The organism is Pseudomonas sp. N40(2020) (assembly GCF_014472415.1).
In the GTDB taxonomy this organism is placed as follows: domain Bacteria; phylum Pseudomonadota; class Gammaproteobacteria; order Pseudomonadales; family Pseudomonadaceae; genus Aquipseudomonas.
Genome location: NZ_JACSZV010000003.1, coordinates 51,673 through 78,635, shown reverse-complemented (window position 1 = coordinate 78,635; position 26,963 = coordinate 51,673). Strand labels below are relative to the sequence as shown.

Annotated in this window: 25 protein-coding genes; 15 read left to right on the top strand and 10 right to left on the bottom strand. The window is 60.2% G+C overall.

The annotated features are described in order from the left end of the window. The first annotated feature begins 6 nt into the window (after positions 1 to 6). Positions 7 to 396: a hypothetical protein gene (locus tag IAI51_RS03185; protein ID WP_187677163.1), complete on the top strand. Its 390-nt coding sequence runs from the start codon at positions 7 to 9 to the stop codon at positions 394 to 396. A 72-nt stretch (positions 397 to 468) separates the two neighbouring features. Here IAI51_RS03185 and IAI51_RS03180 read toward each other — a convergent pair whose 3' ends face one another. The 3 genes from IAI51_RS03180 to aspA form a co-directional block, all read right to left on the bottom strand. Then, the gene (locus IAI51_RS03180) at positions 469 to 1,485 is read right to left on the bottom strand and encodes an asparaginase (protein ID WP_187677162.1); all 1,017 of its coding nucleotides are present in this window, start codon (positions 1,483 to 1,485) and stop codon (positions 469 to 471) included. A 106-nt stretch (positions 1,486 to 1,591) separates the two neighbouring features. Next, positions 1,592 to 3,043 (bottom strand): alanine/glycine:cation symporter family protein, encoded by a 1,452-nt coding sequence (locus tag IAI51_RS03175; RefSeq protein ID WP_187677161.1) that lies wholly within the window; start codon positions 3,041 to 3,043, stop codon positions 1,592 to 1,594. Positions 3,044 to 3,528: 485 nt separating this feature from the next. Beyond that, on the bottom strand, positions 3,529 to 4,953 hold the full coding sequence (gene aspA, locus IAI51_RS03170; protein WP_187677160.1) for an aspartate ammonia-lyase: 1,425 nt from the start codon (positions 4,951 to 4,953) through the stop codon (positions 3,529 to 3,531). A 180-nt stretch (positions 4,954 to 5,133) separates the two neighbouring features. Between aspA and IAI51_RS03165 the strand changes: the two genes are divergently transcribed. From IAI51_RS03165 to IAI51_RS03145, 5 genes are all read left to right on the top strand, one after another. Further along, on the top strand, positions 5,134 to 6,042 hold the full coding sequence (locus IAI51_RS03165) for a LysR substrate-binding domain-containing protein (protein WP_007912103.1): 909 nt from the start codon (positions 5,134 to 5,136) through the stop codon (positions 6,040 to 6,042). Positions 6,043 to 6,349: 307 nt separating this feature from the next. Next, the gene (purE, locus tag IAI51_RS03160) at positions 6,350 to 6,841 is read left to right on the top strand and encodes a 5-(carboxyamino)imidazole ribonucleotide mutase (protein WP_095081226.1); all 492 of its coding nucleotides are present in this window, start codon (positions 6,350 to 6,352) and stop codon (positions 6,839 to 6,841) included. Positions 6,842 to 6,851: 10 nt separating this feature from the next. Then, entirely contained in the window at positions 6,852 to 7,934 is a 1,083-nt protein-coding gene (locus tag IAI51_RS03155; protein ID WP_187677159.1) for a 5-(carboxyamino)imidazole ribonucleotide synthase, read from the top strand. A 112-nt stretch (positions 7,935 to 8,046) separates the two neighbouring features. Beyond that, positions 8,047 to 8,292, top strand: coding sequence for a GlsB/YeaQ/YmgE family stress response membrane protein (locus IAI51_RS03150; RefSeq protein WP_187677158.1), 246 nt, complete (start codon positions 8,047 to 8,049; stop codon positions 8,290 to 8,292). A gap of 90 nt (positions 8,293 to 8,382) precedes the next feature. Then, on the top strand, positions 8,383 to 8,919 hold the full coding sequence (locus tag IAI51_RS03145) for a DUF3299 domain-containing protein (protein WP_187677157.1): 537 nt from the start codon (positions 8,383 to 8,385) through the stop codon (positions 8,917 to 8,919). 75 nt (positions 8,920 to 8,994) lie between these two features. Here IAI51_RS03145 and IAI51_RS03140 read toward each other — a convergent pair whose 3' ends face one another. Together IAI51_RS03140 and IAI51_RS03135 are read right to left on the bottom strand one after the other, a co-directional pair. Then, entirely contained in the window at positions 8,995 to 9,894 is a 900-nt protein-coding gene (locus IAI51_RS03140; protein WP_187677156.1) for a D-hexose-6-phosphate mutarotase, read from the bottom strand. Between the two features lie 58 nt (positions 9,895 to 9,952). Next, positions 9,953 to 10,357, bottom strand: a complete 405-nt coding sequence (locus IAI51_RS03135) for an acyl-CoA thioesterase (protein ID WP_003229628.1) — start codon at positions 10,355 to 10,357, stop codon at positions 9,953 to 9,955. Positions 10,358 to 10,732: 375 nt separating this feature from the next. On the opposite strand from IAI51_RS03135, the gene IAI51_RS03130 reads away from it, so the two are divergent. The 8 genes from IAI51_RS03130 to IAI51_RS03095 all read left to right on the top strand — a co-directional run bounded on the left by IAI51_RS03130 (position 10,733) and on the right by IAI51_RS03095 (position 21,354). Next, positions 10,733 to 12,031, top strand: coding sequence for an MFS transporter (locus IAI51_RS03130; protein WP_187677155.1), 1,299 nt, complete (start codon positions 10,733 to 10,735; stop codon positions 12,029 to 12,031). A gap of 234 nt (positions 12,032 to 12,265) precedes the next feature. Continuing rightward, the gene (locus IAI51_RS03125; RefSeq protein WP_095137738.1) at positions 12,266 to 13,264 is read left to right on the top strand and encodes a phosphate ABC transporter substrate-binding protein PstS; all 999 of its coding nucleotides are present in this window, start codon (positions 12,266 to 12,268) and stop codon (positions 13,262 to 13,264) included. Between the two features lie 422 nt (positions 13,265 to 13,686). Then, positions 13,687 to 15,720, top strand: coding sequence for an ABC transporter permease subunit (locus tag IAI51_RS03120; protein WP_187677305.1), 2,034 nt, complete (start codon positions 13,687 to 13,689; stop codon positions 15,718 to 15,720). 16 nt (positions 15,721 to 15,736) lie between these two features. After that, positions 15,737 to 17,407 (top strand): phosphate ABC transporter permease PstA, encoded by a 1,671-nt coding sequence (pstA, locus tag IAI51_RS03115; protein WP_187677154.1) that lies wholly within the window; start codon positions 15,737 to 15,739, stop codon positions 17,405 to 17,407. Positions 17,408 to 17,539: 132 nt separating this feature from the next. Further along, positions 17,540 to 18,373 carry a phosphate ABC transporter ATP-binding protein PstB gene (gene pstB / locus IAI51_RS03110; RefSeq protein ID WP_187677153.1) on the top strand — a complete coding sequence of 278 codons (834 nt, stop codon included), beginning with the start codon at positions 17,540 to 17,542 and terminating at the stop codon, positions 18,371 to 18,373. Between the two features lie 72 nt (positions 18,374 to 18,445). After that, a complete protein-coding gene (gene phoU / locus IAI51_RS03105) occupies positions 18,446 to 19,207 on the top strand; it encodes a phosphate signaling complex protein PhoU (RefSeq protein ID WP_007954334.1) in 762 nt (253 codons plus the stop codon). A gap of 166 nt (positions 19,208 to 19,373) precedes the next feature. Next, positions 19,374 to 20,330, top strand: coding sequence for a response regulator (locus tag IAI51_RS03100; protein WP_187677152.1), 957 nt, complete (start codon positions 19,374 to 19,376; stop codon positions 20,328 to 20,330). A gap of 127 nt (positions 20,331 to 20,457) precedes the next feature. After that, positions 20,458 to 21,354: a peptidoglycan DD-metalloendopeptidase family protein gene (locus IAI51_RS03095; RefSeq protein ID WP_187677151.1), complete on the top strand. Its 897-nt coding sequence runs from the start codon at positions 20,458 to 20,460 to the stop codon at positions 21,352 to 21,354. 48 nt (positions 21,355 to 21,402) lie between these two features. Here IAI51_RS03095 and IAI51_RS03090 read toward each other — a convergent pair whose 3' ends face one another. The 3 genes from IAI51_RS03090 to phoB all read right to left on the bottom strand — a co-directional run bounded on the left by IAI51_RS03090 (position 21,403) and on the right by phoB (position 24,917). Then, positions 21,403 to 22,743: a hemolysin family protein gene (locus tag IAI51_RS03090; RefSeq protein WP_150593411.1), complete on the bottom strand. Its 1,341-nt coding sequence runs from the start codon at positions 22,741 to 22,743 to the stop codon at positions 21,403 to 21,405. 123 nt (positions 22,744 to 22,866) lie between these two features. Then, positions 22,867 to 24,153: a phosphate regulon sensor histidine kinase PhoR gene (gene phoR / locus IAI51_RS03085; protein ID WP_222944015.1), complete on the bottom strand. Its 1,287-nt coding sequence runs from the start codon at positions 24,151 to 24,153 to the stop codon at positions 22,867 to 22,869. Positions 24,154 to 24,227: 74 nt separating this feature from the next. Beyond that, positions 24,228 to 24,917, bottom strand: coding sequence for a phosphate regulon transcriptional regulator PhoB (gene phoB, locus IAI51_RS03080; RefSeq protein WP_007896474.1), 690 nt, complete (start codon positions 24,915 to 24,917; stop codon positions 24,228 to 24,230). A gap of 151 nt (positions 24,918 to 25,068) precedes the next feature. Between phoB and IAI51_RS03075 the strand changes: the two genes are divergently transcribed. Further along, positions 25,069 to 25,452, top strand: coding sequence for a hypothetical protein (locus IAI51_RS03075; protein ID WP_187677149.1), 384 nt, complete (start codon positions 25,069 to 25,071; stop codon positions 25,450 to 25,452). A gap of 50 nt (positions 25,453 to 25,502) precedes the next feature. Here the strand turns inward: IAI51_RS03075 and ubiA are convergent, their stop codons facing one another. After that, positions 25,503 to 26,393, bottom strand: a complete 891-nt coding sequence (ubiA, locus tag IAI51_RS03070; RefSeq protein WP_187677148.1) for a 4-hydroxybenzoate octaprenyltransferase — start codon at positions 26,391 to 26,393, stop codon at positions 25,503 to 25,505. Continuing rightward, entirely contained in the window at positions 26,393 to 26,953 is a 561-nt protein-coding gene (locus IAI51_RS03065) for a chorismate--pyruvate lyase family protein (protein ID WP_187677147.1), read from the bottom strand. The genes ubiA and IAI51_RS03065 overlap by 1 nt, the downstream gene beginning before the upstream one ends. Between the last annotated feature and the right edge of the window lie 10 nt (positions 26,954 to 26,963).

The window sequence follows — 26,963 nt, the reverse complement described above, 5'->3', positions numbered from 1 at the left end:
TTGTTCATGGCTGGAAAAAAATCTAAGGCAGACACTCATGCTGCCGACACGGTCGTCGTGATCAAGGGCATTTTGAAAGCGGAGGTCGACGGAGAGAGCCAAGAGTTCCCGGCTTTCTATCTAGAGGTTGATGAGGGTAGCGTCGAGGTTATCAACGCGGCTTTTGGTGTTCGGGGAGAAACTTACATATCCTTAAGTAATGGTAATTTCCCGCTCGTATCCTATAACGCAAGTAACGCTTCTATTCCCTGGGAGAAAGGAGGGGAGTTGAAAGTTAGCCGGGATCCCGTCAGTGGTCGATACTCAGGAGGATTTACGGCGCAATTCCATGCAGTTGTTCCACCCGGTATTCCCAAAGCCGTAAAGGGTATTTTTGAAGTATGGGAAGAGTCGTAGTTTTTACGAGCCGCTGTCTTTGAGGTTCGAAGAAAGCGGCTCGTCAACCGGCTACAGGAATAACAATGCTGGCTAATTATGCGGGGAGGTCAGCTCACCGCACAGATCCAGTTCCATAAGCTGCCGCACTTCGGCGTTATTCAGCTCTGCCCCCAGCAACCCATGCAACTTGCCGAACGCCGCTTCGCGCGTCATGCCGCCACCGGACAGGACACCGACGCCGCGCAAACGGCTACCCGCCTCGTACACATCCAACTCGACCCCGCCTTCATGGCACTGCGTGACCGCGACCACCACCACACCGTTATCCCGTGCACGGCCGAGGCTGGCGAGGAATTCCGGGTTGTCGCTCGGCCCGGTGCCGCTGCCGTAGCATTCCAGCACCAGCCCCTGAATGCCGCTGTCGAGCAGGCCGTCGAGGATCTCGGCGCCGATGCCGGGGAACAGCGGCAGCACGGCAACTTTCGCCAATTGCTTTGGCTGGTTGTAGTTCAACGCGGCTGGAATCGAAGTGGCTTTCACGCCGCCACCCTGACGCTCCAGACGTTTGAACGGGTGACGGCCGAAGCTGCGCACTTTCGCGCAACGGGTTGGTGCCAGCAGTTCGCCGTGAAAGTACAGGTGCACGCCCGGCGCCAGGCCTTGGCCGAGGGCGACCAGCGCACCGCCGAGGTTTTCCCAGGCATCGCTGTCGGTCACGCCCGCCGGCAACATGGAGCCGGTGAAGCACACGCGGGCGTGCAGGCCGAGCAACTGGAAGCTCATGGCTGCGGCGCTGTAAGCCAGGGTGTCGGTGCCGTGCAGGATCAGCACGCTGTCGCAGCCTTGCACGTCCACGGCATCGACCACCGCTTCACGCAGTTGCTGCCAATAGGCCGGGGTCATGTTGGCGCTGTCGATCAGCGGCGACATCTCGCGAAAGCGCCACTGCGGCACGACCAGTTCAGGCTGGCTGTGCAGGTACTCGCGCATCCGCGCTTCAAAACCGGACGCCGGGGCCAGGCCATTGGCGCTGGCCTGCATGCCGATGGTGCCACCGGTGTACAAAACCATGACGTGCTGGGCGGCAGGATAAGTCGACGAATTCATGAGGATTCTCCGAGAGGAAGAGTTCCTGTGGGAGCGAGCAAGTCGGCTCCCACAGTTTTTCGAACTGTAACTGACGGGCGCAGAGGATGCGCCCGTCATTTACCCATCAGCGTTGCGCTGCGGGTACGCCTTGCGGCTCGGCGCAAGTATTGCCGGCAGCGGCAGGCGGGTTGGCCGGCCAGGCTTTGCGGTCGAGGTCCAGATCCGGGAATTTGCTCGAATCGAACACCGGGGTCTTGATGCCGGCAGCACGCTGGTCATCGTAGTCACGCAGGATGCGCATGCCGACCTTGAACAGCAGAAACAGCGCGATCAGGTTGACGAAGGCCAGCATGGTCATGGTGATGTCGGCGAAGGCGAACACGGTGCCGAGGTTTTCGATGGCACCCCAGAAGATCAATACCAGTACCAGTGCGCGGTAGCCGATCAGCGCCTTGCGGTTTTCACCGATCAGGAAGCGCAGGTTGCTCTCGCCCAGGTAGTAGTTGTAGAGGATCGAGGTGAACACGAACAACGCCAGTGCCACCGAGATGAACATCCGGCCCCATTCACCGACCACGGCGGCCAGCGAGTTCTGGGTCAGGGCAATGCCGTCGCCTTCGAAACCCGGGGTGTAGAAACCGGAGAGCAGGATCAACAACGCGGTGCAGGTGCAGATCACGAAAGTGTCGAGGAACACGCTGAATGCCTGAACCACACCTTGTGCCACCGGGTGCTCGACCGAAGCCACTGCGGCCACGTTCGGCGCACTGCCCAAACCGGCTTCGTTGGCGAACACGCCACGCTTCACGCCCATGACAATCGCGCTGCCGATCAGGCCGCCGAACGCCTGGTCGAGACCGAAGGCGCTCTTGACGATGGTCATCAGCATGGCTGGAACGTGGTCGAATTGCAGCACGATCACGTAGAGGGTCACGCCGATGTAGACCAGGGTTTTCACCGGCACCAGCAGGTCAGCGACCTTGGCGATGCGCTTGATCCCGCCGATGAACACCAGACCCAGCAGTACCGCCAGCGCGAGGCCGGTGTAAGTGGTGTCGAGGCCGAAGGCGTTGTTCAGCGAGTGAGTCACGGCGTGGGCTTGCAGGCCGTTGAAGGCGAAACCGAAGGTCACCAGCAACAGGAACGCCATGACCATGCCCAACCAGCGCTTCTGCAGGCCGTGCTGGATGTAGTAGGACGGGCCGCCACGGAAGGTGCCGTCCGAATCCGTGCGTTTGTACAGCTGACCGAGGGAACACTCGAAGAAGCTGCTGGACATGCCGACCAGTGCGGTTACCCACATCCAGAACACCGCACCTGGCCCACCAAGGGTCACGGCGATGCCGACACCGGCGATGTTGCCTGCACCAACGCGGCCGGCGAGGCTGAGCATCAGGGCCTGGAACGAGCTGAGCTGCCCGGCGCTGCTTTTCAGGCTGTCGCGGAACACCGCGAACATGTGGAAAAAGTGACGCAATTGAACGAAACGCGAGCGAATCGTGAAGTAGCTACCGAGCCCGACAATGAGCACGATCAGTACTTTCCCTGAGAGGAAGTCGTTAATGACTTCGAGCATGGATTTTTCCTCGCTGTTTTTTGTGTAAGCAAATGCTGGATGTTCGGAAACATCGCGTTACACCGGTTTGCGCGCGGCACAACAGGTGGGGCGAAGGTTTCGTCCCGGTTCCATTTCGCGGGTTTGTTATTAGTTCGGGTTTCGCATGGGTTATGGCCTCGTTACCGACGACCGCTCACGCGAAGAGGGGCGGCACTATACCGATCAGTGGCGCGCCCGTCTGCACGGTAGTGGTGCAAGCGACGAAACGAGGTGCTGCAGAATCAAAAGATCGCAGCCTTCGGCAGCTCCTACAGGTGCACATCAATCAATGTAGGAGCTGCCGAAGGCTGCGATCTTGGCGGTATCAAAAGCACAAAACATCTAACGTCCTGCCCGCAAAAAAGTTAAAAAAAAGGGCCTGGGGACTGATCCCCAGGCCCTCAAAAGGTGAGAGGTGTCTAGTCCCTCGACCTGGTGAGCGGTGCTACAAACAACACGTCGGTTCAGCCTTTGAGCGGAACCAGACGCGGAGCAATCATGTTTTCCGGGCGCAGGATGTCGGCGAGACTGGCTTCGTCGAGCAGACCTTCTTCGCGCACCAGTTCCAGCACGCCGCGGCCGCTTTCAAGGGCGATGCGGGCGATGCGGGTGGCGTTTTTGTAGCCGATGTACGGGTTCAGCGCGGTGACCAGACCGATCGAGTGTTCGACCAGTTCGCGGCAGCGGGCTTCGTTGGCAGTGATGCCGACAATGCAGTGCTCGCGCAGCATGTCCATGGCGCGTTGCAGCAGGCGGATCGAGTCGAAGATCTTGAACGCGATCAGCGGCTCCATCACGTTCAGTTGCAACTGGCCGCCTTCAGCCGCCATGGTCAGCGCCAAGTCGTTACCGATGACCTGGAAAGCCACCTGGTTAACGGCTTCCGGGATCACCGGGTTGACCTTGCCGGGCATGATCGAGCTGCCTGGCTGACGCGCCGGCAGGTTGATTTCGTTGATACCGGTGCGTGGGCCGCTGGACAGCAGGCGCAAGTCGTTGCAGATCTTCGACAGCTTGACGGCGGTGCGCTTGAGCATGCCGGAGAACAGGACGAAGGCACCCATGTCGGAGGTGGCTTCGATCAGGTCGGCTGCCGGTACCACCGGTTGACCGCTGATCAGCGCCAGACGCTGCACAGCCAAGGCCTGATAACGCGGGTCGGCGTTAATGCCGGTACCGATTGCAGTGCCGCCCAGGTTCACTTCAGTCAGCAGTTCTGGGGCCAGCGTCTTCAGACGGGCCAGGTCTTCGCCCATGGTGGTGGCAAAAGCACGGAATTCCTGGCCGAGGGTCATCGGCACAGCGTCTTGCAACTGGGTACGGCCCATTTTCAGGACGTGATCGAATTCTTTGCCCTTGGCCGCGAATGCCTGAATCAGGCTGTCGAGGCTGGCCAGCAGGGTGTCGTGACCCAACAGCAGACCCAGGCGGATGGCGGTCGGGTAGGCGTCGTTGGTCGACTGCGCCATGTTCACGTCGTCGTTCGGGTGCAGGTACTGGTACTCGCCTTTCTGGTGACCCATCGCTTCGAGCGCAATGTTGGCGATCACTTCGTTGGCGTTCATGTTGGTGGAAGTACCGGCGCCACCTTGAATCATGTCGACCACGAACTCTTCGTGGAAATCACCGCGGATCAATCGGGCACAGGCTTCGCTGATGGCAGCGTGCTTGGCTTCGCTCAGGTGACCCAACTCGCGGTTGGCGTCGGCGGCGGCCTGTTTGACCATCGCCAGACCGACAACCAGTTTCGGGTAATGCGAAATCGGAACGCCCGAGAGGCGGAAGTTGTTCACCGCTCGCAGGGTCTGGATGCCGTAATACGCTTGAGCCGGTACTTCGAGGGCGCCAAGCAGGTCGTTTTCTGTGCGGAAAGATGCAGCGGAGGACATGATAGAAATCATCTCGATATGGACCCGGTCGATGCCGGAACGCTGCGAATGCTAGGCTTGTGGGAAATTTTGGGCCAATGCTGTTCAGCACTGACCTATGCACATTCGGCATAATGCCCGTGTGACGCCGCGTGCGCGGCAGACGTGTGACCTGTTTTGGTGCGTGTCCGGGAGGACGTGATGAATCTGGAAAGCAAATGGCTCGAGGACTTCAGTGCTCTGGCCGCCACCCGCAGCTTCTCGCAGGCCGCCGAACGACGCTTCGTGACCCAGCCGGCCTTCAGTCGGCGGATACGCAGCCTGGAAGCCGCGCTGGGCCTGACGTTGGTCAACCGCTCGCGCACGCCAGTCGAGCTGACGGCGGCGGGGCAATTGTTTCTGGTGACCGCGCGTACCGTGGTCGAACAGCTCGGCGAAGTGCTGCGCCATCTGCATCATCTTGAAGGCGGGCAGGGCGAGGTGATGCAGGTTGCCGCCGCTCACTCATTGGCGCTGGGCTTCTTTCCACGCTGGATCGCACAGTTGCGCAATGAAGGCCTGAACATCGCCACGCGACTGGTGGCGACCAACGTCGGTGACGCCGTGCACGCACTGCGCGAAGGTGGCTGCGACTTGATGCTGGCGTTCTACGACCCGGACGCGGCGATGCAGATGGACCCGGAAATTTTCCCGTCACTGCATTTGGGCCAGACCGAGATGCTCCCGGTGTGCGCGGCGGATGCCGATGGCAAGCCGCTGTTCGATCTGGAAGGTGACGCCAGCGTGCCGTTGCTGGCGTACAGCGCCGGGGCGTTTCTCGGACGTTCGGTGAATGGTTTGCTGCGTCAGCGTCAGCTGCGCTTCACCACCATTTATGAAACCGCCATGGCCGACAGCCTGAAAAGCATGGCGCTGGAAGGCCTCGGGATCGCCTGGGTGCCGCAACTGAGCGTGCGTGCCGAACTGGCCCGGGGCGAACTCGTCGTATGCGGCGGCCCGCAATGGCATGTGCCGCTGGAGATTCGTCTGTACCGCTGCGCGCTGGTGCGCAAGGCCAACGTGCGGTTGTTGTGGCGCAAGCTCGAAGGCGGCGCAGCACAAGCTTCCTGATGGAGGGTGTCTGGTGGAAAAGATCGCAGCCTTCGGCAGCTCCTACATGTTGAAATGCGTTCCCCTGTAGGAGCTGCCGAAGGCTGCGATCTTTTGATCTTTTTGGCTGACCTTCAGGTCAATAAAACCGGGCTTTTGCGGCAGATGACAGATGGTCGTGACGGGGGCTGTTTATTGCTTTCTTTGCGGTATACTGCGCGGCCTTCGGCCGGTACGCCCGGTCATTTTTCCTACAACAAGCCACGCATTCTGCGTGGCTTGTTGTTTTTGACGCGCCTGCGGGCGCCCAGAGAGAAGAGGCGCGACGATGAGTGCACTGGTTGGCGTGATCATGGGCTCCAAGTCCGATTGGTCCACCCTTAGCCACACCGCCGATATGCTGGAAAAGCTCGGCATCCCGTACGAGGTCAAGGTGGTCTCTGCCCACCGCACCCCGGATTTGCTGTTCCAGTACGCCGAAGAGGCTGAAAGCCGCGGCATCGAGGTGATTATCGCCGGTGCCGGCGGCGCAGCCCACTTGCCAGGCATGTGTGCGGCCAAGACCCACCTGCCGGTGCTGGGTGTTCCGGTGCAATCGTCGATGCTCTCGGGCGTCGATTCGCTGCTGTCGATCGTGCAGATGCCGGCCGGTATTCCGGTCGCTACCCTGGCCATCGGCAAAGCGGGCGCGATCAACGCCGCCCTGCTCTCGGCGAGCATCCTCGGCGCCAAGCATCCACAGTTCCACGCGGTACTGAAAACCTTCCGTGCCGAGCAGACCGACAGCGTCCTGGACAATCCAGACCCACGTATTGCCTGAGGTTGTTGAGATGAAGATCGGTGTAATCGGTGGCGGCCAGTTGGGTCGCATGTTGGCCCTGGCGGGCACCCCGCTGGGCATGAACTTCGCTTTCCTCGACCCTGCGCCGGACGCATGCGCCGCTGCGCTGGGCGAACACCTGCGGGCCGATTACGGCGATCAGGATCATCTGCGTCAACTGGCTGATGAAGTCGATCTGGTGACCTTCGAGTTCGAAAGCGTCCCGGCTGAAACCGTGGCGTTCCTTTCGCAATTCGTGCCGGTTTATCCGAGCGCCGAAGCCCTGCGCATTGCTCGCGACCGCTGGTTCGAAAAGAGCATGTTCAAGGATCTGGGGATTCCGACCCCGGCCTTCGCCGACATCCAGTCGCAAGCCGATCTGGATGCCGCCGTAGCCTCGATCGGTCTGCCGGCCGTACTGAAAACCCGCACCCTGGGTTACGACGGCAAGGGCCAGAAAGTCCTGCGCAAACCCGAAGACGTGGTCGGTACCTTCGCCGAACTCGGTAGCGTGGCCTGCCTGCTGGAAGGCTTCGTGCCGTTCACTGGTGAAGTCTCACTGATCGCCGTTCGCGCTCGCGATGGCGAAACCAAGTTCTACCCGTTGGTGCACAACACCCACGACAGCGGCATCCTCAAGCTGTCTGTGGCCAGCACCGATCACCCGTTGCAGGCCTTGGCCGAAGACTATTCCAGCCGCGTGCTCAAGCAACTGGATTACGTCGGCGTGATGGCGTTCGAGTTCTTTGAAGTCGACGGCGGCCTCAAGGCCAACGAAATCGCCCCGCGCGTGCACAACTCCGGGCACTGGACCACTGAAGGTGCCGAGTGCAGCCAGTTTGAAAACCATCTGCGTGCCGTTGCCGGTCTGCCGCTGGGTTCGACGGCCAAGGTCGGCGAGAGCGCGATGCTCAACTTTATCGGTGTGGTTCCGCCGGTAGAGAAGGTCATCGCCATCGAAGACTGCCATCTGCACCACTACGGCAAGGCCTTCAAGGCCGGGCGCAAGGTCGGTCACGCCAACCTGCGCTGCGCCGACAAGGCCACGCTTGAAGCGCAGATCCTCAAGGTTGAAGCGCTGATCGCCGAGTAAAACAGTTTCATGTGGCAGCGGCGGAACCATTCAGGGGCCGCCGTTCTCTGATGGCAGGATGCCAAAGTCTGTCTAGGCTTTGGCATAGCCAATTCACACAGAGGGAAATGCCATGGGAATTATCGGAACCATCTTTATCGGCTTGATCGTCGGCCTGCTGGCTCGGTTCCTGAAACCGGGCGATGACAGCATGGGCTGGATCATGACCATCCTGCTCGGTATCGGCGGTTCGCTGGCAGCCACCTACGGCGGCCAGGCCCTGGGCATCTATCGGGCGGGCGAGGGCGCAGGTTTCATCGGCGCACTGGTTGGCGCGATCGTGTTGCTGGTGATCTACGGCCTGATCAAAAAGAAGTGATCCAAAGCGACAAAGCCCTCTCTGCCAATCGGGCAGGGAGGGCTAGAATGCTCGGCGATTTATAGTCCTTTCCTTTGTCCGAGCACCTTCATGCGCCGTCTTCTGTTGACTCTCCTTTTTCTGGGTAGCGGTTTGGCCCACGCCGGCGAACTGCCGGAAACCGACTGGCTCGAACTGATGCCCAAGTCGGATCAAAAGGCCCTGGAGGCCATGCCCGACATCGACCACAACTCCCCGGAAGCCACCGGCACCTTCACCGAGAAGGGCGGGATGAAACAGGCCAAAGGTCTGCCGGCGGTGATGTACTCGACCAAAACCGTGGCGTCGATGAACGACAAGCACATCCGCATCGGTGGTTATCCGGTGCCGCTGGAATCCGATGCCAAGGGTCGCAGCACCCTGTTTTTCCTGGTGCCGTACCCGGGCGCGTGTATCCACGTGCCGCCACCGCCGCCGAATCAACTGGTACTGGTGCGCTATCCGAAGGGGCTGAAGCTGGAAGACATCTACACGCCGCTGTGGGTGACCGGCACGCTGAAGGTCGAAAAGGTCAGCAACGATCTGGCTGACGCGGCGTATGCGCTGGAGGCGGACAAGGTGCGAGTGGTGCAGGAATCGGATCTCTAAAGCACAAGATCGCAGCCTGCGGCAGCTCCTACATTGATCCCTGTAGGAGCTGCCGCAGGCTGCGATCTTTTGATCTTAAAGCGCTTTGCTGCCGACGCTGACACCCATTGTATGGCTCGCACCCGGCGCCAGACTCACCACATCATCCATCACATTCGCCGTCTCGATGCACAGCATGCGTTGCCAGCCATCGTTATCCATATCGCTGAGCGCTGCGGCGCGGTCGATCCACGGGTTCCAGATCACCGCAGTGCGCGAGCCCGTGCTGGTGAGGACAATGCGCCGCTCCCACGTCGGGTCGACGATGCTCAACTGCGGCGGGGCGTCGAGGTAGATGCGGTCGGTTTCGCCGGCAAAATGCAGGTCGCCTGTCTGGGCGTTGGTCTTCCAGTCGTCCAGGGTCTCGATGTAATTCAAACCGTCCACACCTTCGACATGCACATTGCGCACATCGCTGACGGCGAAGTAGGTGTGCAACGCCTGGCTGAGGCTGACAGTGTCGCCGCCACGGTTATGGCTGGTCAGGCTGAGGTGCAACTGATCGTCCAGACGCAGGGTCAGGGTCAGATCGACCTGATGCGGCCAGCCCGGCAGGCCGCCTTCAGGGTAGGGCAGTTTGAACTCGACCTTGACGCCATCGCTCTCGGCTTCGATGCCACCCAGTTCCCAATCCATCGCCCGCACAAGACCGTGCGCGGGTGCGGGTTGCCCACCGGTGTACATGGCCTGCACGTTCTGCGGGTTGCGTTCGAATTTGCCGAACCACGGCCAGCACACCGGCACGCCAGCACGGATGCTCTTACCGGTCTTGAACTCGGCCTTGTCGTTGAGCCAGATGATCGGCGGCTGGCCGTCAACCTGATAACTGAGGATGTGCGCGCCTTGCTGGGCTACCAGCACTTCGGCCTGACCGTGGCGGATGCGCCAGCAGTTCAGTTCATCCAGTTTCACGGCTTCAACGTTGGGCGTGTTCATGGGACAGCTCTCGATCAGACACTTGGGACAACTATCGACCGTGAAACGGCCGTGAGGTTTAGCGTGCGCGCGGTGGAACCGACCGGGTGCGACCACTGCCGTCGATGGCGACGAAGACAAACACCGCTTCGGTCACTTTACGCCACTCGCTGGACAACGGATCGTCGCTCCACACTTCGACCATCATCTGGATCGAGCTGCGGCCGATTTCCAGGGTCTGGGTATAAAAGGACAATTGCGCGCCAACGGCGACCGGAACCAGGAATGCCATGCGGTCGATAGCGACGGTGGCCACGCGGCCTCCGGCGACACGGCTGGCCATCGCGGTGCCGGCCAAATCCATCTGTGCCACCAGCCAGCCGCCGAAAATATCGCCAAAGCCGTTGGTTTCACGCGGGAGAGCGGTGATTTGCAGGGCCAGGTCGCCTTGCGGGATTGGATCTTCTTGTTCGAGCTCTATCATGCCGGGGGTGCCTCTGACCCGTGACTCTTGTTGGTATTGCTGGTGGTAGCCGTCTTCAGGAAAAACGATTCAGCACCGAACATACTACGTTCGTCACGTCTTCCATAAGGCGCCTAAAGGGAAACTCTGCGAAACCGGCTGCTCCGTTCAAAGGGCGGGCCAACGACGTTTTCGCACAGCAACCCCCTACAAACCGGGGCAAGGTTGCGAGTATATCGGTCGGTAGACTCCGCGACGACCACCCGGTTCTGATTTTGACTGTCAAATACGCGCCTCTATGTGCTTTTTCGAACAATTTGCTATGGTGCCGAACCTGCCAAAGCTCCAGCCAGCGTTGTTGGAGTCGCAGATCCGCCTATAAGAGAAGCCCTTGCCATGACCACAGCGCCTTCGAGCCTCGCGCAGCCCGACCAACCCGCACGACCATTGACCCGCAATGACTACAAGACTCTGTCGCTATCGGCCCTGGGCGGTGCGCTGGAGTTTTACGATTTCATCATCTTCGTATTCTTCGCCACCGTGGTCGGCAAGTTGTTCTTCCCGGCCGACATGCCTGAGTGGCTGCGCCTGATGCAGACCTTCGGCATCTTTGCCGCCGGTTACCTTGCGCGGCCGCTGGGCGGCATTGTCATGGCGCACTTCGGCGACCTGCTGGGGCGCAAGAAAATGTTCACCCTGAGCATCTTCATGATGGCCGTGCCGACCCTGATCATGGGTCTGCTGCCGACGTATGCGCAGATCGGCATGTGGGCGCCGATCCTTTTACTGCTGATGCGGGTGATTCAAGGCGCGGCGATTGGCGGTGAAGTACCGGGGGCATGGGTCTTCGTTTCCGAACACGTCCCGCAGAAGCACATGGGCTACGCCTGCGGCACCCTGACCAGCGGCCTGACCGCCGGAATTCTGCTCGGCTCGCTGGTCGCCACGGCGATCAACAGCATCTATACGCCGACCGAGGTTGCGGATTACGCCTGGCGGATTCCGTTCCTGCTCGGTGGCGTGTTCGGTCTGTTCTCGGTTTACTTGCGCCGCTGGCTGCACGAAACCCCGGTGTTCGCCGAGCTGCAACTGCGCAAGGCGCTGGCCGAAGAAGTGCCGCTGCGCGCGGTGCTGCGTGACCATCGCGGGGCGATTGCGATCTCGATGCTGCTGACCTGGCTGCTGTCGGCCGGGATCGTCGTAGTCATTCTGATGACCCCGACTGTGCTGCAAACCGTTTACCACTTCTCGCCGACCACCGCGCTGCAATCCAACAGCCTGGCGATCGTGTTCCTGAGCTTTGGTTGCATCATTTCCGGTGCGCTGGCGGATCGCTTTGGCGCCGGCCGGGTGTTTGTGTTCGGTTGCCTGGGCTTGCTGATCAGCTCCTGGACCTTCTATCACAGCCTCGCGGATCACCCGAACTGGCTGTTCCCGCTGTATGCGTTGACCGGTTTGCTGGTCGGCACCATTGGTGCGGTGCCCTACGTGATGGTCAAGGCGTTCCCGCCGGTAGTGCGTTTCAGCGGATTGTCGTTTTCTTACAACGTGGCGTACGCGATCTTCGGTGGCCTGACGCCGATGATTGTCAGCCTGTTGCTTAAAGAAAGCGCGATGGGCCCGGCCTACTACGTGGCAGTGCTGTGTGCGATGGGGATTCTGGTGGGGGCGTGGCTCTGGAAGAAGGGTCGCTGATCCGAAATCTCCTCCAGCAGTACCGGACTCTTCGCGAGCAGGCTCGCTCCCACATTGGAATGCATTTCAAACAGTGGGAGCGAGCCTGCTCGCGAATGGGGGCACCACGAATCATCCAGTAAAACCTTGGATGCTGGCCTTTCATCCAATTGTCATATTTCAGCCATAGAGTGTTCACACGGCCTGCTGATACTTGGCCCCGACTTAACACACCCTATCTGCTAGGAGTAAGGCATGAAACTGAAGCGTTTGATGGCGGCAATGACTTTTGTCGCTGCTGGCGTTGCGACTGCCAACGCGGTTGCCGCTGTTGACCCTGCTATCCCGAGCTACACCAAGACCACTGGTGTGTCGGGCAACCTGTCCAGCGTCGGCTCCGATACCCTGGCCAACCTCATGACCCTGTGGGCCGAGAACTACAAGAAAGAATACCCGAACGTAAACATCCAGATTCAGGCCGCTGGCTCCGCCACTGCGCCACCTGCGCTGACTGAAGGCACCTCGAACCTGGGCCCGATGAGCCGCAAGATGAAGGACACCGAACTGGCGGCCTTCGAGCAGAAGTACGGCTACAAGCCAACTGCAATCCCGGTTGCCGTGGACGCCCTGGCTGTATTCGTACACAAGGACAACCCGATCCAGCACCTGACCATGGAACAGGTTGACGCGATCTTCTCGTCCACCCGTCTGTGCGGCGCCAAAGCCGACGTAAAAACCTGGGGTGAGCTGGGTGTAACCGGTGACCTGGCCAACAAGCCAGTGCAACTGTTCGGCCGTAACTCGGTATCCGGCACTTACGGCTACTTCAAAGAAGAAGCCCTGTGCAAAGGTGACTACAAGCCAAACGTCAACGAACAACCAGGTTCGGCTTCGGTCGTGCAGTCGATCAGCTCCTCGCTGAACGGCATCGGTTACTCGGGCATCGGCTACAAGACCGCTAGCGTGAAGACCGTGCCTCTGGCCAAGAAGGGCAGCACTGATTTCATCGAAGACACCGAAGAAAACGCCCTGAACGGCAAGTACCCGCTGTCGCGTTTCCTCTACGTTTACGTCAACAAAGCCCCGAACAAGCCTCTGGCCCCGCTGGAAGCCGAGTTCGTGAAACTGGTTCTGTCCAAACAGGGCCAGGAAGTTGTAGTCAAGGACGGTTACATCCCGTTGCCAGCCAAAGTCGCTGCCAAAGCACTGGCTGACCTGGGCTTGCAAGAAGGCGCTGCAGTCGTAAAGAAGTAACAAATTGAGTCCGGGGTGAACCCCGTCGGACTCAAGTGAAAGGCCGGATCTGCCCGCAGACCGGCCTTTTACACACCTCAAATTTTCGATCCTCTGCCAGCCCCGCTGGCGGTGGATTTGCTGCGTCACTGCACTGTCATCTTTCTGTCATACAGGATCGCTAGGGTGAGCGCATGAATGATCTGGCCAATTCCCAAATGACTACTAATCCTCCCAAGCGCATTGATTTCAATACGCCTGAGCTGCAACGCAAGCGCCGCATTCGCGCGCTCAAGGATCGCTTCACTCGCTGGTACGTCCTCGTTGGCGGTCTGGCGGTGCTGGCAGCCATCACCCTGATCTTCTTCTTCCTCGCCTACGTGGTCGCGCCGTTGTTCCAGGGCGCTGACCTGGAGGCGAAAGACTCGATCACTCCAGCCTGGATGCAGGACGCCGGCAAGCCGCTGATGATTTCGCTCGAAGAGCAGAATCAGGTGGCCATGCGCGTTTCCGACAAGGGCCAGGCATTGTTCTTCGATATCGACAGTGGCGCTGAACTGAAGCGCGTCGATCTGCCTCTGCCCGCCGGTGCAACCGTGAGCTCCATTGGTGAAGACCAGCCAGGTCATCCGCTGGTTGCCGTGGGTCTGTCCAACGGTCAGGCGCTGGTGTTCCGTCACACTTATAAAGTCAGCTACCCCGACGGCAAGAAAACCATCACCCCGGCCATCGAATACCCCTACGGCGAGGCGCCAATCGCGCTGAACGAAGCGGGCGGTGCGCTGGAGCATGTCAGCCTCAACGCCACCGATACGACGCTGATGCTGGTGGGTTCGACCGGTTCGCAACTCAATGTGCTGTCGCTGACCAGCGAAGAAAACATGATGACCGGCGAAGTCACCAACGAGCAGAAGCGTATCGATCTGCCGCAAATGACTGAGCCGGTTAAAAACATCTTCGTCGACCCGCGTCAGCAATGGTTGTACGTGGTCAACGGTCGTGCCCAGGCCGACGTATTCAGCCTGCGCGACAAGAGCCTCAACGGTCGCTACAAACTGCTGGAAAACGCCGATACCGAAGTCACTGCGACCACACAGCTGGTGGGCGGTATCTCGCTGATCGTCGGTGACTCCAAGGGCGGTCTGGCCCAATGGTTCATGGCCCGCGACACCGATGGTGAGCTGCGTCTGAAGCAGATCCGCACCTTCCAGATGGGCACCACGCCGATCGTTGAAATCAGCGCCGAAGAGCGTCGCAAAGGCTTCGTTGCCCTGGATGCCAGCGGCAAGCTCGGCGTGTTCCACAGCACCGCGCACCGTACTTTGCTGGTTGACCAAGTGGTCGATGGCCCGGGCCTGTTCGGTCTGTCGCCGCGTGCCAACCGCGTGATCGTGGAGTCTGGCGGCAAGCTGCAACCACTGCTCCTCGACAACCCGCATCCGGAAGTTTCCTGGAGCGCGCTGTGGAGCAAGGTCTGGTACGAAAACTACGACGAGCCTAAATATGTCTGGCAATCGACCGCGGCCAACACCGATTTCGAACCGAAACTGAGCCTGTCGCCACTGACCTTCGGCACCCTGAAAGCCGCGTTCTACGCGATGCTGCTGGCCGCGCCACTGGCCGTTGCCGCTGCGATCTACACCGCGTACTTCATGGCCCCGGGCATGCGCCGCAAGGTCAAGCCGGTGATCGAACTGATGGAAGCGATGCCGACGGTGATCCTCGGTTTCTTCGCCGGTCTGTTCCTCGCGCCGTATGTCGAAGGGCATCTGCCGGGCATCTTCAGCCTGCTGATGCTGCTGCCGATCGGCATTCTGGTCGCCGGTTTCGCCTTCAGCCGTCTGCCTGAGTCGATCCGCCTGAGAGTCCCGGATGGCTGGGAAAGTGCGCTGCTGATTCCAGTGATCCTGTTTGTGGGCTGGCTGTCGCTGTACATGAGCCCGTACATGGAGAACTGGTTCTTCGGCGGCGACATGCGCATGTGGATCTCCCACGACCTGGGCATCACCTACGACCAGCGCAACGCTCTGGTGGTCGGTCTGGCCATGGGTTTTGCGGTGATCCCGAACATCTATTCGATTGCCGAAGACGCCGTGTTCAGCGTGCCGCGTGGCCTGACCCTCGGTTCGCTGGCCCTCGGTGCCACACCGTGGCAGACCATGACGCGTGTGGTGATCCTGACCGCCAGCCCGGGCATCTTCTCGGCGCTGATGATCGGCATGGGCCGTGCGGTCGGTGAAACCATGATCGTGCTGATGGCCACCGGTAACACCCCGGTCATGGAAATGAACCTGTTCGAAGGCCTGCGCACCCTGGCCGCCAACGTCGCGGTGGAAATGCCGGAGTCGGAAGTCGGCGGCAGCCACTACCGCGTGCTGTTCCTCTCGGCGCTGGTGCTGCTGATGTTCACCTTCGTCATGAACACCCTGGCAGAACTGATTCGTCAGCGTCTGCGCAAGAAATACTCGTCGCTTTAAGCAAAGGTAGAAGTCTGTGAAACAGAACTCCCTGAAAGGATGGTTCAAGAGCGGCGCCCCGGGCGTCTGGATCAGCGGTGGCGCGGTGTCCATCTCGGTCATCATGACCATTGGCCTGCTGGCGGTGATTGCCGTGCGCGGTCTGGGTCACTTTTGGCCGGCGGATCTGATCCACGCCAGCTACGACGTACCTGGCCAGGCCCAGCACCTCGTGGTCGGCGAAGTGGTACAGAAGGAAGAAGTGCCCCGTGCCCGCCTCAAAAGCGCTGGTTTGCCAGTGCCGGACGAAGGCCCGGAATTCATGACCCGGGAGCTGATCAAGGTCGGCAACCGTGACCTGAACGGCAACGACTTCACCTGGATCGTCGGCGAGTGGCTGACCAACCAGAAGACGCCGCCAGAGCTGATGGCGCTGGAGCGTCGCGAGTGGGGCAACTTCTACGGCTACCTGGTCAACGTCAAACAGGACGGCAAGGTCATCGCCGAAGGCGAAGCCGCATGGCCAGAGCTGCAAGCGCGGATCAACCGTGTGAACGGCCTCGCCGCGCAGCTCAAGTCGATGGAAAAAGTCGATATCGGCGCGATCAACGCAGGGCTGGAACGCATCCGTCTGCACGGTCGCAAGCTGGAACTGGAAGGCAAGCTCGACGCCACCGCGCAAGCGGACATGGAATCCGAGCGCGCCGAGCTTAACGCCCGTTATCAGGACATCGAAGCGCGTCTGGCCGATCTGCATGCGCAGTTCAACCGCGATGCGCTGACCGCTCGTGATGCCAATGGCAAAGAGATCGAAATCGGCCTGGGCAAAGTGGTTCACGCTTACCAGCCGAACGCCATGAGCACCTTCACCAAGGTCGGCTTCTACTTCAGCAAGATCTGGGAATTCCTCTCCGACGATCCGCGAGAAGCCAACACCGAAGGCGGGATCTTCCCGGCGATTTTCGGCACCGTGATGATGACCCTGATCATGGCGATGATCGTTACCCCGTTCGGCGTACTGGCGGCGGTGTACCTGCGTGAATACGCCAAGCAGAACACCCTGACGCGGATCATCCGTATCGCGGTGAACAACCTGGCGGGCGTTCCGGCGATCGTTTACGGCGTGTTCGGTCTGGGCTTCTTTGTGTACGTGTTGGGTGGTTCGGTCGACCGCTTGTTCTTCCCCGAAGCATTGCCGGCGCCGACCTTTGGTACGCCGGGCCTGCTCTGGGCGTCGCTGACCCTGGCGCTGCTGGCGGTGCCGGTGGTGATCGTGGCCACCGAAGAAGGCTTGGCGCGGATTCCTCGCACCGTGCGTGAAGGCTCGTTGGCCCTCGGCGCGACCAAGGCTGAAACCTTGTGGAAGATTGTGATCCCGATGGCCAGCCCGTCCATGATGACCGGCATGATCCTCGCCGTGGCCCGTGCCGCCGGTGAAGTGGCGCCGCTGATGCTGGTGGGTGTGGTGAAACTGGCGCCGTCGCTGCCGGTGGATGGCAACTATCCGTACCTGCACCTGGATCAGAAGATCATGCACTTGGGCTTCCACATTTATGACGTCGGGTTCCAGAGCCCGAACGTCGAAGCCGCACGCCCGCTGGTGTACGCCACGGCGCTGTTGCTGGTGCTGGTGATTGCGACACTGAACCTGTCGGCCGTTTATATCCGTAACCATCTGCGCGAGAAGTACAAAGCGCTGGATAGCTGATTTCTTATGTAGGAGTGAGCCTGCTCGCGATGGCAACACCGCGGTTTCATAGACAAACCGCAGCGCCTGAATCGCGAGCAGGCTCACTCCTACAAAAAACCGAACCGAATTTGTTAGCACAGGGAGCCTCCCATGCAGCACGAAACACATAGCCACGGCATCAACATGTCTGCCTTGGGCCGCGACAAGCAGAGCCTGAATCTTGAACAGGAAACCGTGGCCATTGAAGTCCCGGGCCTGAACCTGTTCTACGGCGATAAACAAGCGCTGTACGACGTCAGCCTGAACATCCCGAAACAGCGCGTGACTGCCTTCATCGGCCCGTCCGGCTGCGGCAAGTCCACACTGCTGCGTACCTTCAACCGCATGAACGATCTGGTTGACGGCTGCCGCGTCGAAGGCGCGATCAACCTGTACGGCAACAACATCTATCGCAAAGGCGAAGACGTTGCTGAACTGCGTCGTCGCGTCGGCATGGTGTTCCAGAAGCCCAACCCGTTCCCGAAAACCATCTACGAAAACGTGGTTTACGGTCTGCGCATTCAGGGCATCAACAAAAAGCGCATCCTCGACGAAGCCGTTGAGTGGGCGTTGAAAGGCGCGGCACTGTGGGACGAAGTCAAAGACCGTCTGCACGAGTCGGCTCTCGGTCTGTCCGGTGGTCAGCAGCAGCGTCTGGTGATCGCCCGCACCATCGCGGTTGAGCCGGAAGTGCTGCTGCTCGACGAACCGTGCTCGGCCCTCGACCCGATCTCGACCCTGAAGGTTGAAGAGCTGATCTACGAGCTGAAATCCAAGTTCACCATCGTTATCGTGACCCACAACATGCAGCAGGCGGCGCGGGTGTCCGACTACACGGCGTTCATGTATATGGGCAAACTGGTGGAATTCGGCGACACCGATACCCTGTTCACCAATCCGGCGAAGAAGCAGACCGAAGACTACATCACTGGTCGCTACGGCTAACAGTTGCGGGTTATTCACAGAATTTGATGCTGCGGCCCACCGCACCTTACCGGACGCTCCAAGGACGCCAACATGATTAGTAAAGAAGGCCTTACCCATCACATCTCCGCGCAGTTCAACGCCGAGCTTGAGGAAGTGCGCAGCCACCTCCTGGCCATGGGCGGGCTGGTGGAGAAGCAGGTCAACGACGCGGTGACCGCTCTGATCGAAGCCGACTCCGGTCTGGCTCAGCAGGTGCGCGAGATCGACGACCAGATCAATCAGATGGAACGCAACATCGACGAAGAATGCCTGCGCATTCTGGCCCGTCGTCAGCCGGCGGCGTCTGACCTGCGGCTGATCATCAGCATCTCCAAGTCGGTGATCGACCTTGAGCGCATCGGCGACGAAGCGACCAAGATCGCCCGTCGTGCCATTCAGTTGTGTGAAGAAGGCGAAGCGCCGCGCGGTTACGTCGAGGTTCGCCACATCGGCGACCAGGTGCGCAACATGGTTCGCGATGCGCTGGACGCGTTTGCCCGCTTCGACGCCGATCTGGCCTTGTCGGTGGCGCAGTACGACAAGATCATCGACCGCGAATACAAGACCGCCCTGCGTGAGCTGGCCACCTACATGATGGAAGACCCGCGCTCTATCTCGCGGGTCTTGAGCATTATCTGGGTGCTGCGTTCGCTGGAGCGCATCGGCGACCACGCGCGCAATATCTCGGAACTGGTGATCTATCTGGTGCGTGGCACTGACGTTCGCCACATGGGTCTCAAGCGCATGAAGGAAGAAGTTGAAGGCACAAGCGGCGAAACCGCTAATGTTCCGGGCGATGCTGACGATAAGTAAGATTGCCTGAGAAAAGCGCCCGGCCCTTTGGCCGGGCGTTTTTGTTAGGGGCTTTCGAATTAAAAAGCAGCACCCGCGAACGAAAAGTCCCGGCGTGACTGAAGATTGTTGGCAATGTGCCATCAGCAAAGCGGTATGCTTGCCGGGATTTTTATAGGGGTGTTGGATGAGCAAGATCAGTGTGTTGGTCGTGGACGATGCTTCGTTCATTCGTGACCTGGTGAAAAAGTGCCTGCGTAATTACTTCCCGGGGATCCGCACCGAGGACGCCGTCAACGGTAAAAAGGCTCAGGCCATGCTGGCCAAGGAAGCGTTCGACCTGGTTCTGTGCGACTGGGAAATGCCGGAAATGTCCGGCCTCGAACTGCTGACCTGGTGCCGCGAGCAAGACAATCTCAAGACCATGCCATTCGTGATGGTCACCAGCCGTGGCGACAAGGAAAACGTGGTGCAGGCGATTCAGGCCGGCGTTTCCGGCTACGTCAGCAAGCCGTTCACCAACGAGCAACTGCTGACCAAGGTCAAGCAGGCGCTGAACAAGGTCGGCAAGCTCGACACCTTGATGAACAGCGCGCCGACCAAGATGAACTCGGCATTCGGCAATGACTCCCTGAGCGCGCTGACCGGCGGCAAGCCTGCCGTGGTCGGTGGTGCTCCGGCGGCCGCTGCGGTCAACCCGTTCGCCAAGCCTGCTGTTGTCGCGCCGACACCAGCCGCTGCGCCGTCTCGTGGCTTGCTCAACAGCCCGCCAGTCAAAGCGCCAACTGCCTCGGCAGCGCCTGCAGGTGGTCGTGGTCAAGGCCAGTTGCGCCTGCCAAGCGGCAATCAGCAGTGTGTGATCAAGGCCCTGAGCATCAAGGAAGCGCTGTTGGTGGTGAAGCGCACCGACACCCTGCCGCAGATCCTCGACAGCGCCGTGCTCGACCTGGAGCAGGGCGACAACGCCGAAATCGCCCGACTCAACGGTTATCTGCACGCCATCGTCGCCTTTGAGCAGAAAGCCGACAGCGACTGGCTGCAACTGACCTTCCGTTTCGTCGACCAGGACGCACAGAAGCTCGACTACATCTCCCGCCTGATCGCCCGCGGCACGGCGCAGAAGCACTTCGTTCCGGGCGCTTGATCACAGCTTTACGCTGATCGTTCCCACGCAGAGCGTGGGGACGATCATTTGAAACATCTGTCGACTAGCCTGGTCTGCTTCACCTGCTACGCTCTTTCCCAGGCCTTACTTCGACAGACTCTTGCCCATGCTCGCGCGCCTGCTGTTTTTCTGTGGTCTTTTCATGGCCTCCACCTCGACTGTGGCCATGACCATTTACAAATCCACCGATGCCAACGGCGTGGTCTCGTACAGCGACCGTCCGAGCAAAGGCTCGCAGGTGTTCGTCTTTCAGGATCGGATGGTCGAACGCCTCGAGCGGCAGGTCTATCTCGACATCAAAAAGCAGAAGGGCGTCGACGTGGTGTTCGTGCGCAACGATCTGTATGCGCCGGTTGAGGTGGCACTGGCGTTTACCGAGATGAGCAATGTACGTGGCGCACCGGCTCAAACCATCCGCCGGGTGTTGCCGGCACGCAGCAATACGCGGTTAGCGTTGCTGAAGGCGATTACCGGCGGCAAACCGCTGGTGTATACGCCGCAGTTTCATTACGCCCTGGGTGACCCTGCCGGAACGGCTCAGGGCTATCGCTATCCACTGCCATGGCGTGGCGGGCCGTTCCGCTTGAGTCAGGGCGCCGAGGGCCAATACAGCCATTACGGGCCGAAGAACAAATATGCGATGGACATCGCCATGCCGGTCGGCACGCCGATCATTGCCGCGCGGGCAGGGGTGGTGGTGAAAACCGAGAATTCGCAGAGCGGACGCGGCACCGACCCCTCCGGCAACTTCGTGCGGGTGCTGCACGATGACGGCACGATGGGCGTGTACCTGCATCTCAAGCAAGGGTCTGTAAGCGTGCGCGAAGGGCAGCGGGTGGTGGTGGGCAGCCCGTTGGCGCTGTCGGGCAACACCGGCAACAGCAGCGGCCCGCACCTGCACTTTGTGGTGCAGCGCAATACCGGGTTGGGGTTGGTGTCGATCCCGTATCAGTTCAACCAGCCGCTGGGGGCGTTGCCCAACTTTGCGTTGGGCAAGCAGTGAACCCTTAAAGCAAAAGATCGCAGGCAATGCGGTTTTCCCGCATTGCACTCAATCCAGCATCAACACCTTGGCCAGCACAATCTTCGGCCCTTTCATCTTCTTGATGATGATCCGCAGGCCTTCGACTTCCAGCACTTCTTCCTCTTCCGGCACCCGTTTCAGGGTTTCGTATACCAGCCCGGCCAGGGTTTCGGCTTCGATGTGGTCAAGGTCGATACCCAGCAGGCGTTCAACCTTGAACAACGGCGTGTCGCCACGCACCAGTAGCTTGCCCGGTTGATAGGCGAGGATCCCGCGTTCAGCCTTGCGGTGTTCGTCCTGAATGTCGCCGACCAGCACTTCCAGCACGTCTTCCATGGTCAGGTAGCCGATGATGTTGCCGTCAGCCTCCTCGACCACGGCGAAGTGCGAGCCGCCCTTACGGAACTGCTCCAGCAACTGCGACAGCGGCATGTGCCGCGACACGCGCTCCAGCGGACGGGTCAGTTCAGCCAGGTTGAACGACTCGGGAATGTGATCCAGCGCCGCCAGTTCCAGCAGCAGATCCTTGATGTGCAGCAGGCCGACGAACTCCTGACGTTCGCTGTCGTACACCGGATAACGGCTGAACTTGTGGCGACGGAACATCGCCAGGATTTCTTTCAGCGGGGCGTTGAATTCCAGAGTGATCAGGTCTTCCCGGGAGTTGGCCCAGTCGACCACTTCCAGTTCACCCATTTCCACCGCCGAGGCCAATACGCGCATGCCTTGGTCGCTCGGGTCCTGGCCACGGCTGGAGTGCAGGATCAGTTTCAGTTCTTCGCGGCTGTAATGGTGTTCGTGGTGCGGGCCGGGTTCACCTTGGCCTGCGATACGCAAAATGGCGTTGGCGCTGGCGTTGAGCAGGTAAATCGCCGGGTACATCGCCCAATAGAACAGATACAGCGGCACCGCTGTCCACAGCGACAGCAACTCGGGTTTGCGGATCGCCCATGACTTCGGTGCCAGCTCGCCGACGACGATGTGCAGGTACGAAATCACGAAGAACGCAGCGAAGAACGACACGCCTTTGATCACTTCGGGCGACTGCACGCCAACGCTTTCAAGCAATGGCTCGAGAATGTGCGCAAACGCCGGTTCACCAACCCAGCCCAGCCCAAGAGAGGCGAGGGTGATGCCGAGCTGGCACGCCGAGAGGTACGCATCGAGCTGACTGTGCACGGTGCGCAGGATGTGCCCGCGCCAGCCGTTCTTGTCAGCGATGGCCTCGACCCGGGTCGAGCGCAGTTTGACCATGGCGAATTCCGCCGCAACGAAAAAGCCGTTGAGCAAAACCAGGATCAGAGCAAAAAGGATCATGCCGAAATCGGCGAAAATTGTAGCGAGGGACAAGCCAGGGGAAGGGTCCATGATGGAGTTTTGCGGGTTCCGTGTGATTCGTAAGAGAGAAGAAGTCGCGCCTGAAAGGCAGGCGCAAGTCCGCCAATGTAGCGGCTGACTGGGCGATTGCCTAGTGGCGCGTGCCGGCCGGTATCACTCGGCGGCGCTGATCGCCCGTGCCTGAGCCACCTGAGCCGGGGCGAAATGGCAGGTGAACGTGCTGCCATGACCGGGCACGCTGCTGATTTCCATGCGTGCACGGTGGCGCAACAAGACGTGTTTGACGATGGCCAGGCCTAGGCCGGTGCCTCCGGTGTTGGAGTTGCGGCTGGAGTCGACGCGGTAGAAGCGCTCGGTCAGGCGCGGCAGGTGTTTGCTGTCGATGCCGATCCCCGAGTCCTGCACGCTCAGGTGCGCGCCATGTGCGTCACCCCACCAGCGAATGCGGATATTGCCCTCGGCCGGGGTGTACTTCACCGCGTTGAACACCAGATTGGAGAACGCACTGCGCAGTTCCGCCTCGCTGCCCTTGAGCAACAGGCTGGCGTCGGCTTCAAGAGTGATGCGTTGGTTTTTCGACCCGGACAATTGCTGCGCGTCGCTCGTGATCGATTGCAACAGCGTGTCGATCTGTATCGGTTGGTTGTCGGACGGATAATCGGTGGCTTCCAGCTTAGCCAGCAGCAACAAGTCATTGAGCAGCGTCTGCATGCGTCCGCCCTGTTGCTGCATCTGCTGCAAGGCGCGGCTCCAGCGCGGGTTCACTTCCTCGACGTTGTCGAGCAGGGTTTCCAGATAGCCGCAGATCACCGTCAGCGGCGTGCGCAGTTCGTGGGAGACGTTGGCGATGAAGTCTTTGCGCATCTGTTCCAACTGATGAATACGCGTGACGTCGCGCACCAGCATCAAGTGTTCATTGTTGCCGTAGCGGGTCAGGTACAGCTGAATTCGAACGCGATCGTTGGTTGGCGAGGGGATTTCCAGCGGCTCGGCATAGCTGTCCTGTTCAAAGTATTCCTTGAAGCGCGGATGCCGTACCAGGTTGGTCACCGGTTGGCCGCTGTCTTGCGGGGTCTTGAGGCCGAGCAGGGTTTCGGCGGCGCGGTTCCACCATTCCAGATTGCCGTCGCTGTCGAGCATGATCACCGCGTCTTTCAGCGCTGCGGTGGATTCCTGCACCCGGTCGATCACCGCTTGCAGGCGTCCGCGCACCCGTTGGTCGCGGCGTTGCAGGTGATAGATGCTGTCGAACACTTCGCCCCACAGGCCATAGCCATCGGGCGGAGCTTCATCGGGTTGGTGTAGGCGCAGCCATTCGTGCAGACGCAGCAATTGCTTGAGCGTCCAGGCCAGGTAAATACCCAGGCCCGCCGCGAGGCTCCAGCCGTAATAGCCGGTGATCAGGCCGATCACCAGACAGGCGGTGACCAGCAGCAGCATGTGGCGAATCAGGGTGCCATGCCAGTTTTGATTCACGGAAATTACAGTCCTTGTCAGCGAGTCTGGCGGTCGGGTCAGGCCTTGGTGGAAAACCGGTAGCCAGTGCCGCGCACGGTTTGTACCAGATTTTCGTAGGCGTCGCCGAGAGCCTTGCGCAGGCGTCGGATGTGCACGTCGACGGTGCGCTCTTCAACGTAGACGTTGCCACCCCAGACCTGATCCAGCAACTGGCCACGGGTGTAGGCGCGTTCCTGGTGGGTCATGAAGAATTGCAGCAGACGGTATTCGGTCGGGCCCATTTCGGCAGGCTTGCCGTCGATGGTCACGCGGTGGCTGATCGGGTCGAGCAGCAGGCCACCGACTTCGATCGGCGCTTCGCCATCGGTCGGACCGGCGCGGCGCAGCACGGCTTTGAGGCGTGCAACCAGTTCACGCGGGGAAAACGGTTTGGTGATGTAGTCGTCGGCGCCGACTTCCAGGCCCTGGATCTTGTTGTCCTCTTCGCCCTTGGCGGTGAGCATGATGATCGGGATATCACCGGTCAGCTCATCACGCTTCAAGCGGCGGGCCAGCTCGATGCCGGAGGTGCCGGGCAGCATCCAGTCGAGCAGGATCAGGTCCGGTTTGCGGTCGACGATGATGGCGTGCGCCTGCTGCGAGTTCTCCGCCTCGAGGCAGTCATAGCCGGCCATCTCCAACGCAACGGCGATCATTTCGCGAATGGGCGCTTCGTCGTCGACGATCAGAATGCTCCTGCCAACCATGCCTTAATCCTCTTGTCATTTAACTGTCTTGCGCCGCATTAGATAACGGAATTATTGCAGTCGTGTGACAGTATTTTAGTCGCCCGGCGGTGGGAGGGATCCTGAACTAAGCTTTAAGTCCGAATCCTGACAACCACAAAAGAAGGTTTCCATGACTCAATACACGCAGTCCCTTAAAGCCCTGATGCTGGCAACTGCCCTGTCTTTGCCGGCAATGGCCTTCGCGGCTGAGCCGGCGATGATGAAGGGCGGCATGTTCACCGATCACAAGGGCATGACCCTCTATACCTTCGCCAAAGACTCGGCCGGCAAGTCGGTGTGCTATGACAAATGCGCAACGAACTGGCCACCGTTGATGGCTGCTGCGGGTGACAAGCCCATGGGTGACTGGACGGTGATCAAGCGCGACGACGGCTCGATGCAATGGGCTTACGATGGGATGCCGCTGTACACCTTTGTGATGGATAAGGCGGTTGGTGACAAGACCGGTGACGGCAAAATGGATGGTGCCTGGAAAGTCGCCAAGGCCAAGTAAGCGCAATTCCCTGTGGGAGCGAGCCGGCTCGCTCCCACAAGTTTTGCGGATTAGCGCAACGCGTAATCCAGCACAATCCCCACAAAAATCGCCAACCCGGCCCAGTGGTTGTGCAAAAACGCCTGGAAGCAACGCATCCGGTCCTTGCTGCGGGTGTACCAGAACTCCCACGCGTAACAACCGGCGGCCACCAGCAGACCGAGATGGAACCAGATCCCCAGTTCGAAATTCGACCCCGCCAGTAACAGACAGCCCAGCGACAGCGCCTGCAAGGTCAGGATGATCACCCGATCAGCCTCGCCGAACAGAATCGCCGTGGATTTCACGCCAATCTTCAAATCGTCATCACGATCAGTCATCGCATAATAGGTGTCGTAACCCACCGTCCACAGCAGGTTGGCGATCCACAGCAACCACGCAGCGGCGGGCACTTCGCCGGTCTCGGCGGTGAACGCCATCGGCATGCCCCAGGAAAACGCCGCGCCCAGCACCACCTGCGGGTAATAGGTGTAGCGCTTCATGAACGGATAGGTGAACGCCAGCGCCAGGCCGCCCAACGACAGCCAGATCGTCGGCGCGTTGGTGCACAGCACCAGCAGGAAGCTCACGCCCATCAGGATGGCGAAGAACACCAGCGCCTCTTTCGAGCTGATCTTGCCGCTGGCCAGCGGCCGTTGCGCGGTGCGTTTGACGTGGCCGTCGACCTTGCGATCGGCCCAGTCGTTGATCACGCAGCCACCGGCACGGGTCAGCACCACGCCGAGAACGAAAATCACGATGTTGGCCAGCGACGGCGAACCTTCGCCAGCAATCCACAAGGCCCACAAGGTCGGCCATAGCAGTAGGTAAATGCCGATCGGCTTGTCCATGCGGGTCAACTGAATGAAGTCCCAGGCGCGCGGGTTCAAGCGGTTCAGGGACTTGAGCAGGCTCTGGTACATCAGCAGTTCTCCGGATGGGCGCGGGCGGCGTGCCACAGGCTCGGCAGGAAGATTTCGGCGACCAGTACGCTCAGTGCGCCTCGGTCGAAACGCGAACGACGGCCCCACAGCTCAGGGGCGCGAGAGGCTTGCGGCAGCCAGTCTTCGGGGTAGTGACAGACTTCGATGGCGCGGCGCTGGAAGGCATGATCGCAAAACAGCAGTTCACCCAGCGAGCGGCTACCCAACTCATCCATGTGCAAACCGTCGCCCTGCAAGGCGCTGCGCGAGGCCACGCTGCGGGCGAACACCCAGGCCTCGCCATGGCCACGCAAATACACCTCACGCACCCAGCCTTCACTGCCTTCGGCCAGATCCAGCGCGGCGTATTCGTCGGCGCGCAACGTGTTCCAGCCTTCGAACAGTGGCGTGACGCTGAAGCCATCGTTGGATAGACGAGTCAGGCGGCGAGTCAGGGAGCCTTCGTCGAACAACCAGTCGAGGGTCGACGAATCGGGGAGGGGCGTCAGTCGGCTTTGAGTCAGCCAGAGCGGGGCCGGGCAGGCATTTGAATGTTGCACAATGAGTCAT

What these genes read in the sequence shown, in the direction of transcription:
- IAI51_RS03185 (WP_187677163.1), top strand. Translation starts at nt 7, where the DNA reads ATGGCTGGAAAAAAATCTAAGGCAGACACTCATGCTGCCGACACGGTC.
- IAI51_RS03180 (WP_187677162.1), bottom strand. Translation starts at nt 1,485, where the DNA reads ATGAATTCGTCGACTTATCCTGCCGCCCAGCACGTCATGGTTTTGTAC.
- IAI51_RS03175 (WP_187677161.1), bottom strand. Translation starts at nt 3,043, where the DNA reads ATGCTCGAAGTCATTAACGACTTCCTCTCAGGGAAAGTACTGATCGTG.
- aspA (WP_187677160.1), bottom strand. Translation starts at nt 4,953, where the DNA reads ATGTCCTCCGCTGCATCTTTCCGCACAGAAAACGACCTGCTTGGCGCC.
- IAI51_RS03165 (WP_007912103.1), top strand. Translation starts at nt 5,134, where the DNA reads ATGAATCTGGAAAGCAAATGGCTCGAGGACTTCAGTGCTCTGGCCGCC.
- purE (WP_095081226.1), top strand. Translation starts at nt 6,350, where the DNA reads ATGAGTGCACTGGTTGGCGTGATCATGGGCTCCAAGTCCGATTGGTCC.
- IAI51_RS03155 (WP_187677159.1), top strand. Translation starts at nt 6,852, where the DNA reads ATGAAGATCGGTGTAATCGGTGGCGGCCAGTTGGGTCGCATGTTGGCC.
- IAI51_RS03150 (WP_187677158.1), top strand. Translation starts at nt 8,047, where the DNA reads ATGGGAATTATCGGAACCATCTTTATCGGCTTGATCGTCGGCCTGCTG.
- IAI51_RS03145 (WP_187677157.1), top strand. Translation starts at nt 8,383, where the DNA reads ATGCGCCGTCTTCTGTTGACTCTCCTTTTTCTGGGTAGCGGTTTGGCC.
- IAI51_RS03140 (WP_187677156.1), bottom strand. Translation starts at nt 9,894, where the DNA reads ATGAACACGCCCAACGTTGAAGCCGTGAAACTGGATGAACTGAACTGC.
- IAI51_RS03135 (WP_003229628.1), bottom strand. Translation starts at nt 10,357, where the DNA reads ATGATAGAGCTCGAACAAGAAGATCCAATCCCGCAAGGCGACCTGGCC.
- IAI51_RS03130 (WP_187677155.1), top strand. Translation starts at nt 10,733, where the DNA reads ATGACCACAGCGCCTTCGAGCCTCGCGCAGCCCGACCAACCCGCACGA.
- IAI51_RS03125 (WP_095137738.1), top strand. Translation starts at nt 12,266, where the DNA reads ATGAAACTGAAGCGTTTGATGGCGGCAATGACTTTTGTCGCTGCTGGC.
- IAI51_RS03120 (WP_187677305.1), top strand. Translation starts at nt 13,687, where the DNA reads ATGCAGGACGCCGGCAAGCCGCTGATGATTTCGCTCGAAGAGCAGAAT.
- pstB (WP_187677153.1), top strand. Translation starts at nt 17,540, where the DNA reads ATGCAGCACGAAACACATAGCCACGGCATCAACATGTCTGCCTTGGGC.
- phoU (WP_007954334.1), top strand. Translation starts at nt 18,446, where the DNA reads ATGATTAGTAAAGAAGGCCTTACCCATCACATCTCCGCGCAGTTCAAC.
- IAI51_RS03100 (WP_187677152.1), top strand. Translation starts at nt 19,374, where the DNA reads ATGAGCAAGATCAGTGTGTTGGTCGTGGACGATGCTTCGTTCATTCGT.
- IAI51_RS03095 (WP_187677151.1), top strand. Translation starts at nt 20,458, where the DNA reads ATGCTCGCGCGCCTGCTGTTTTTCTGTGGTCTTTTCATGGCCTCCACC.
- IAI51_RS03090 (WP_150593411.1), bottom strand. Translation starts at nt 22,743, where the DNA reads ATGGACCCTTCCCCTGGCTTGTCCCTCGCTACAATTTTCGCCGATTTC.
- phoR (WP_222944015.1), bottom strand. Translation starts at nt 24,153, where the DNA reads ATGCTGCTGCTGGTCACCGCCTGTCTGGTGATCGGCCTGATCACCGGC.
- phoB (WP_007896474.1), bottom strand. Translation starts at nt 24,917, where the DNA reads ATGGTTGGCAGGAGCATTCTGATCGTCGACGACGAAGCGCCCATTCGC.
- IAI51_RS03075 (WP_187677149.1), top strand. Translation starts at nt 25,069, where the DNA reads ATGACTCAATACACGCAGTCCCTTAAAGCCCTGATGCTGGCAACTGCC.
- ubiA (WP_187677148.1), bottom strand. Translation starts at nt 26,393, where the DNA reads ATGTACCAGAGCCTGCTCAAGTCCCTGAACCGCTTGAACCCGCGCGCC.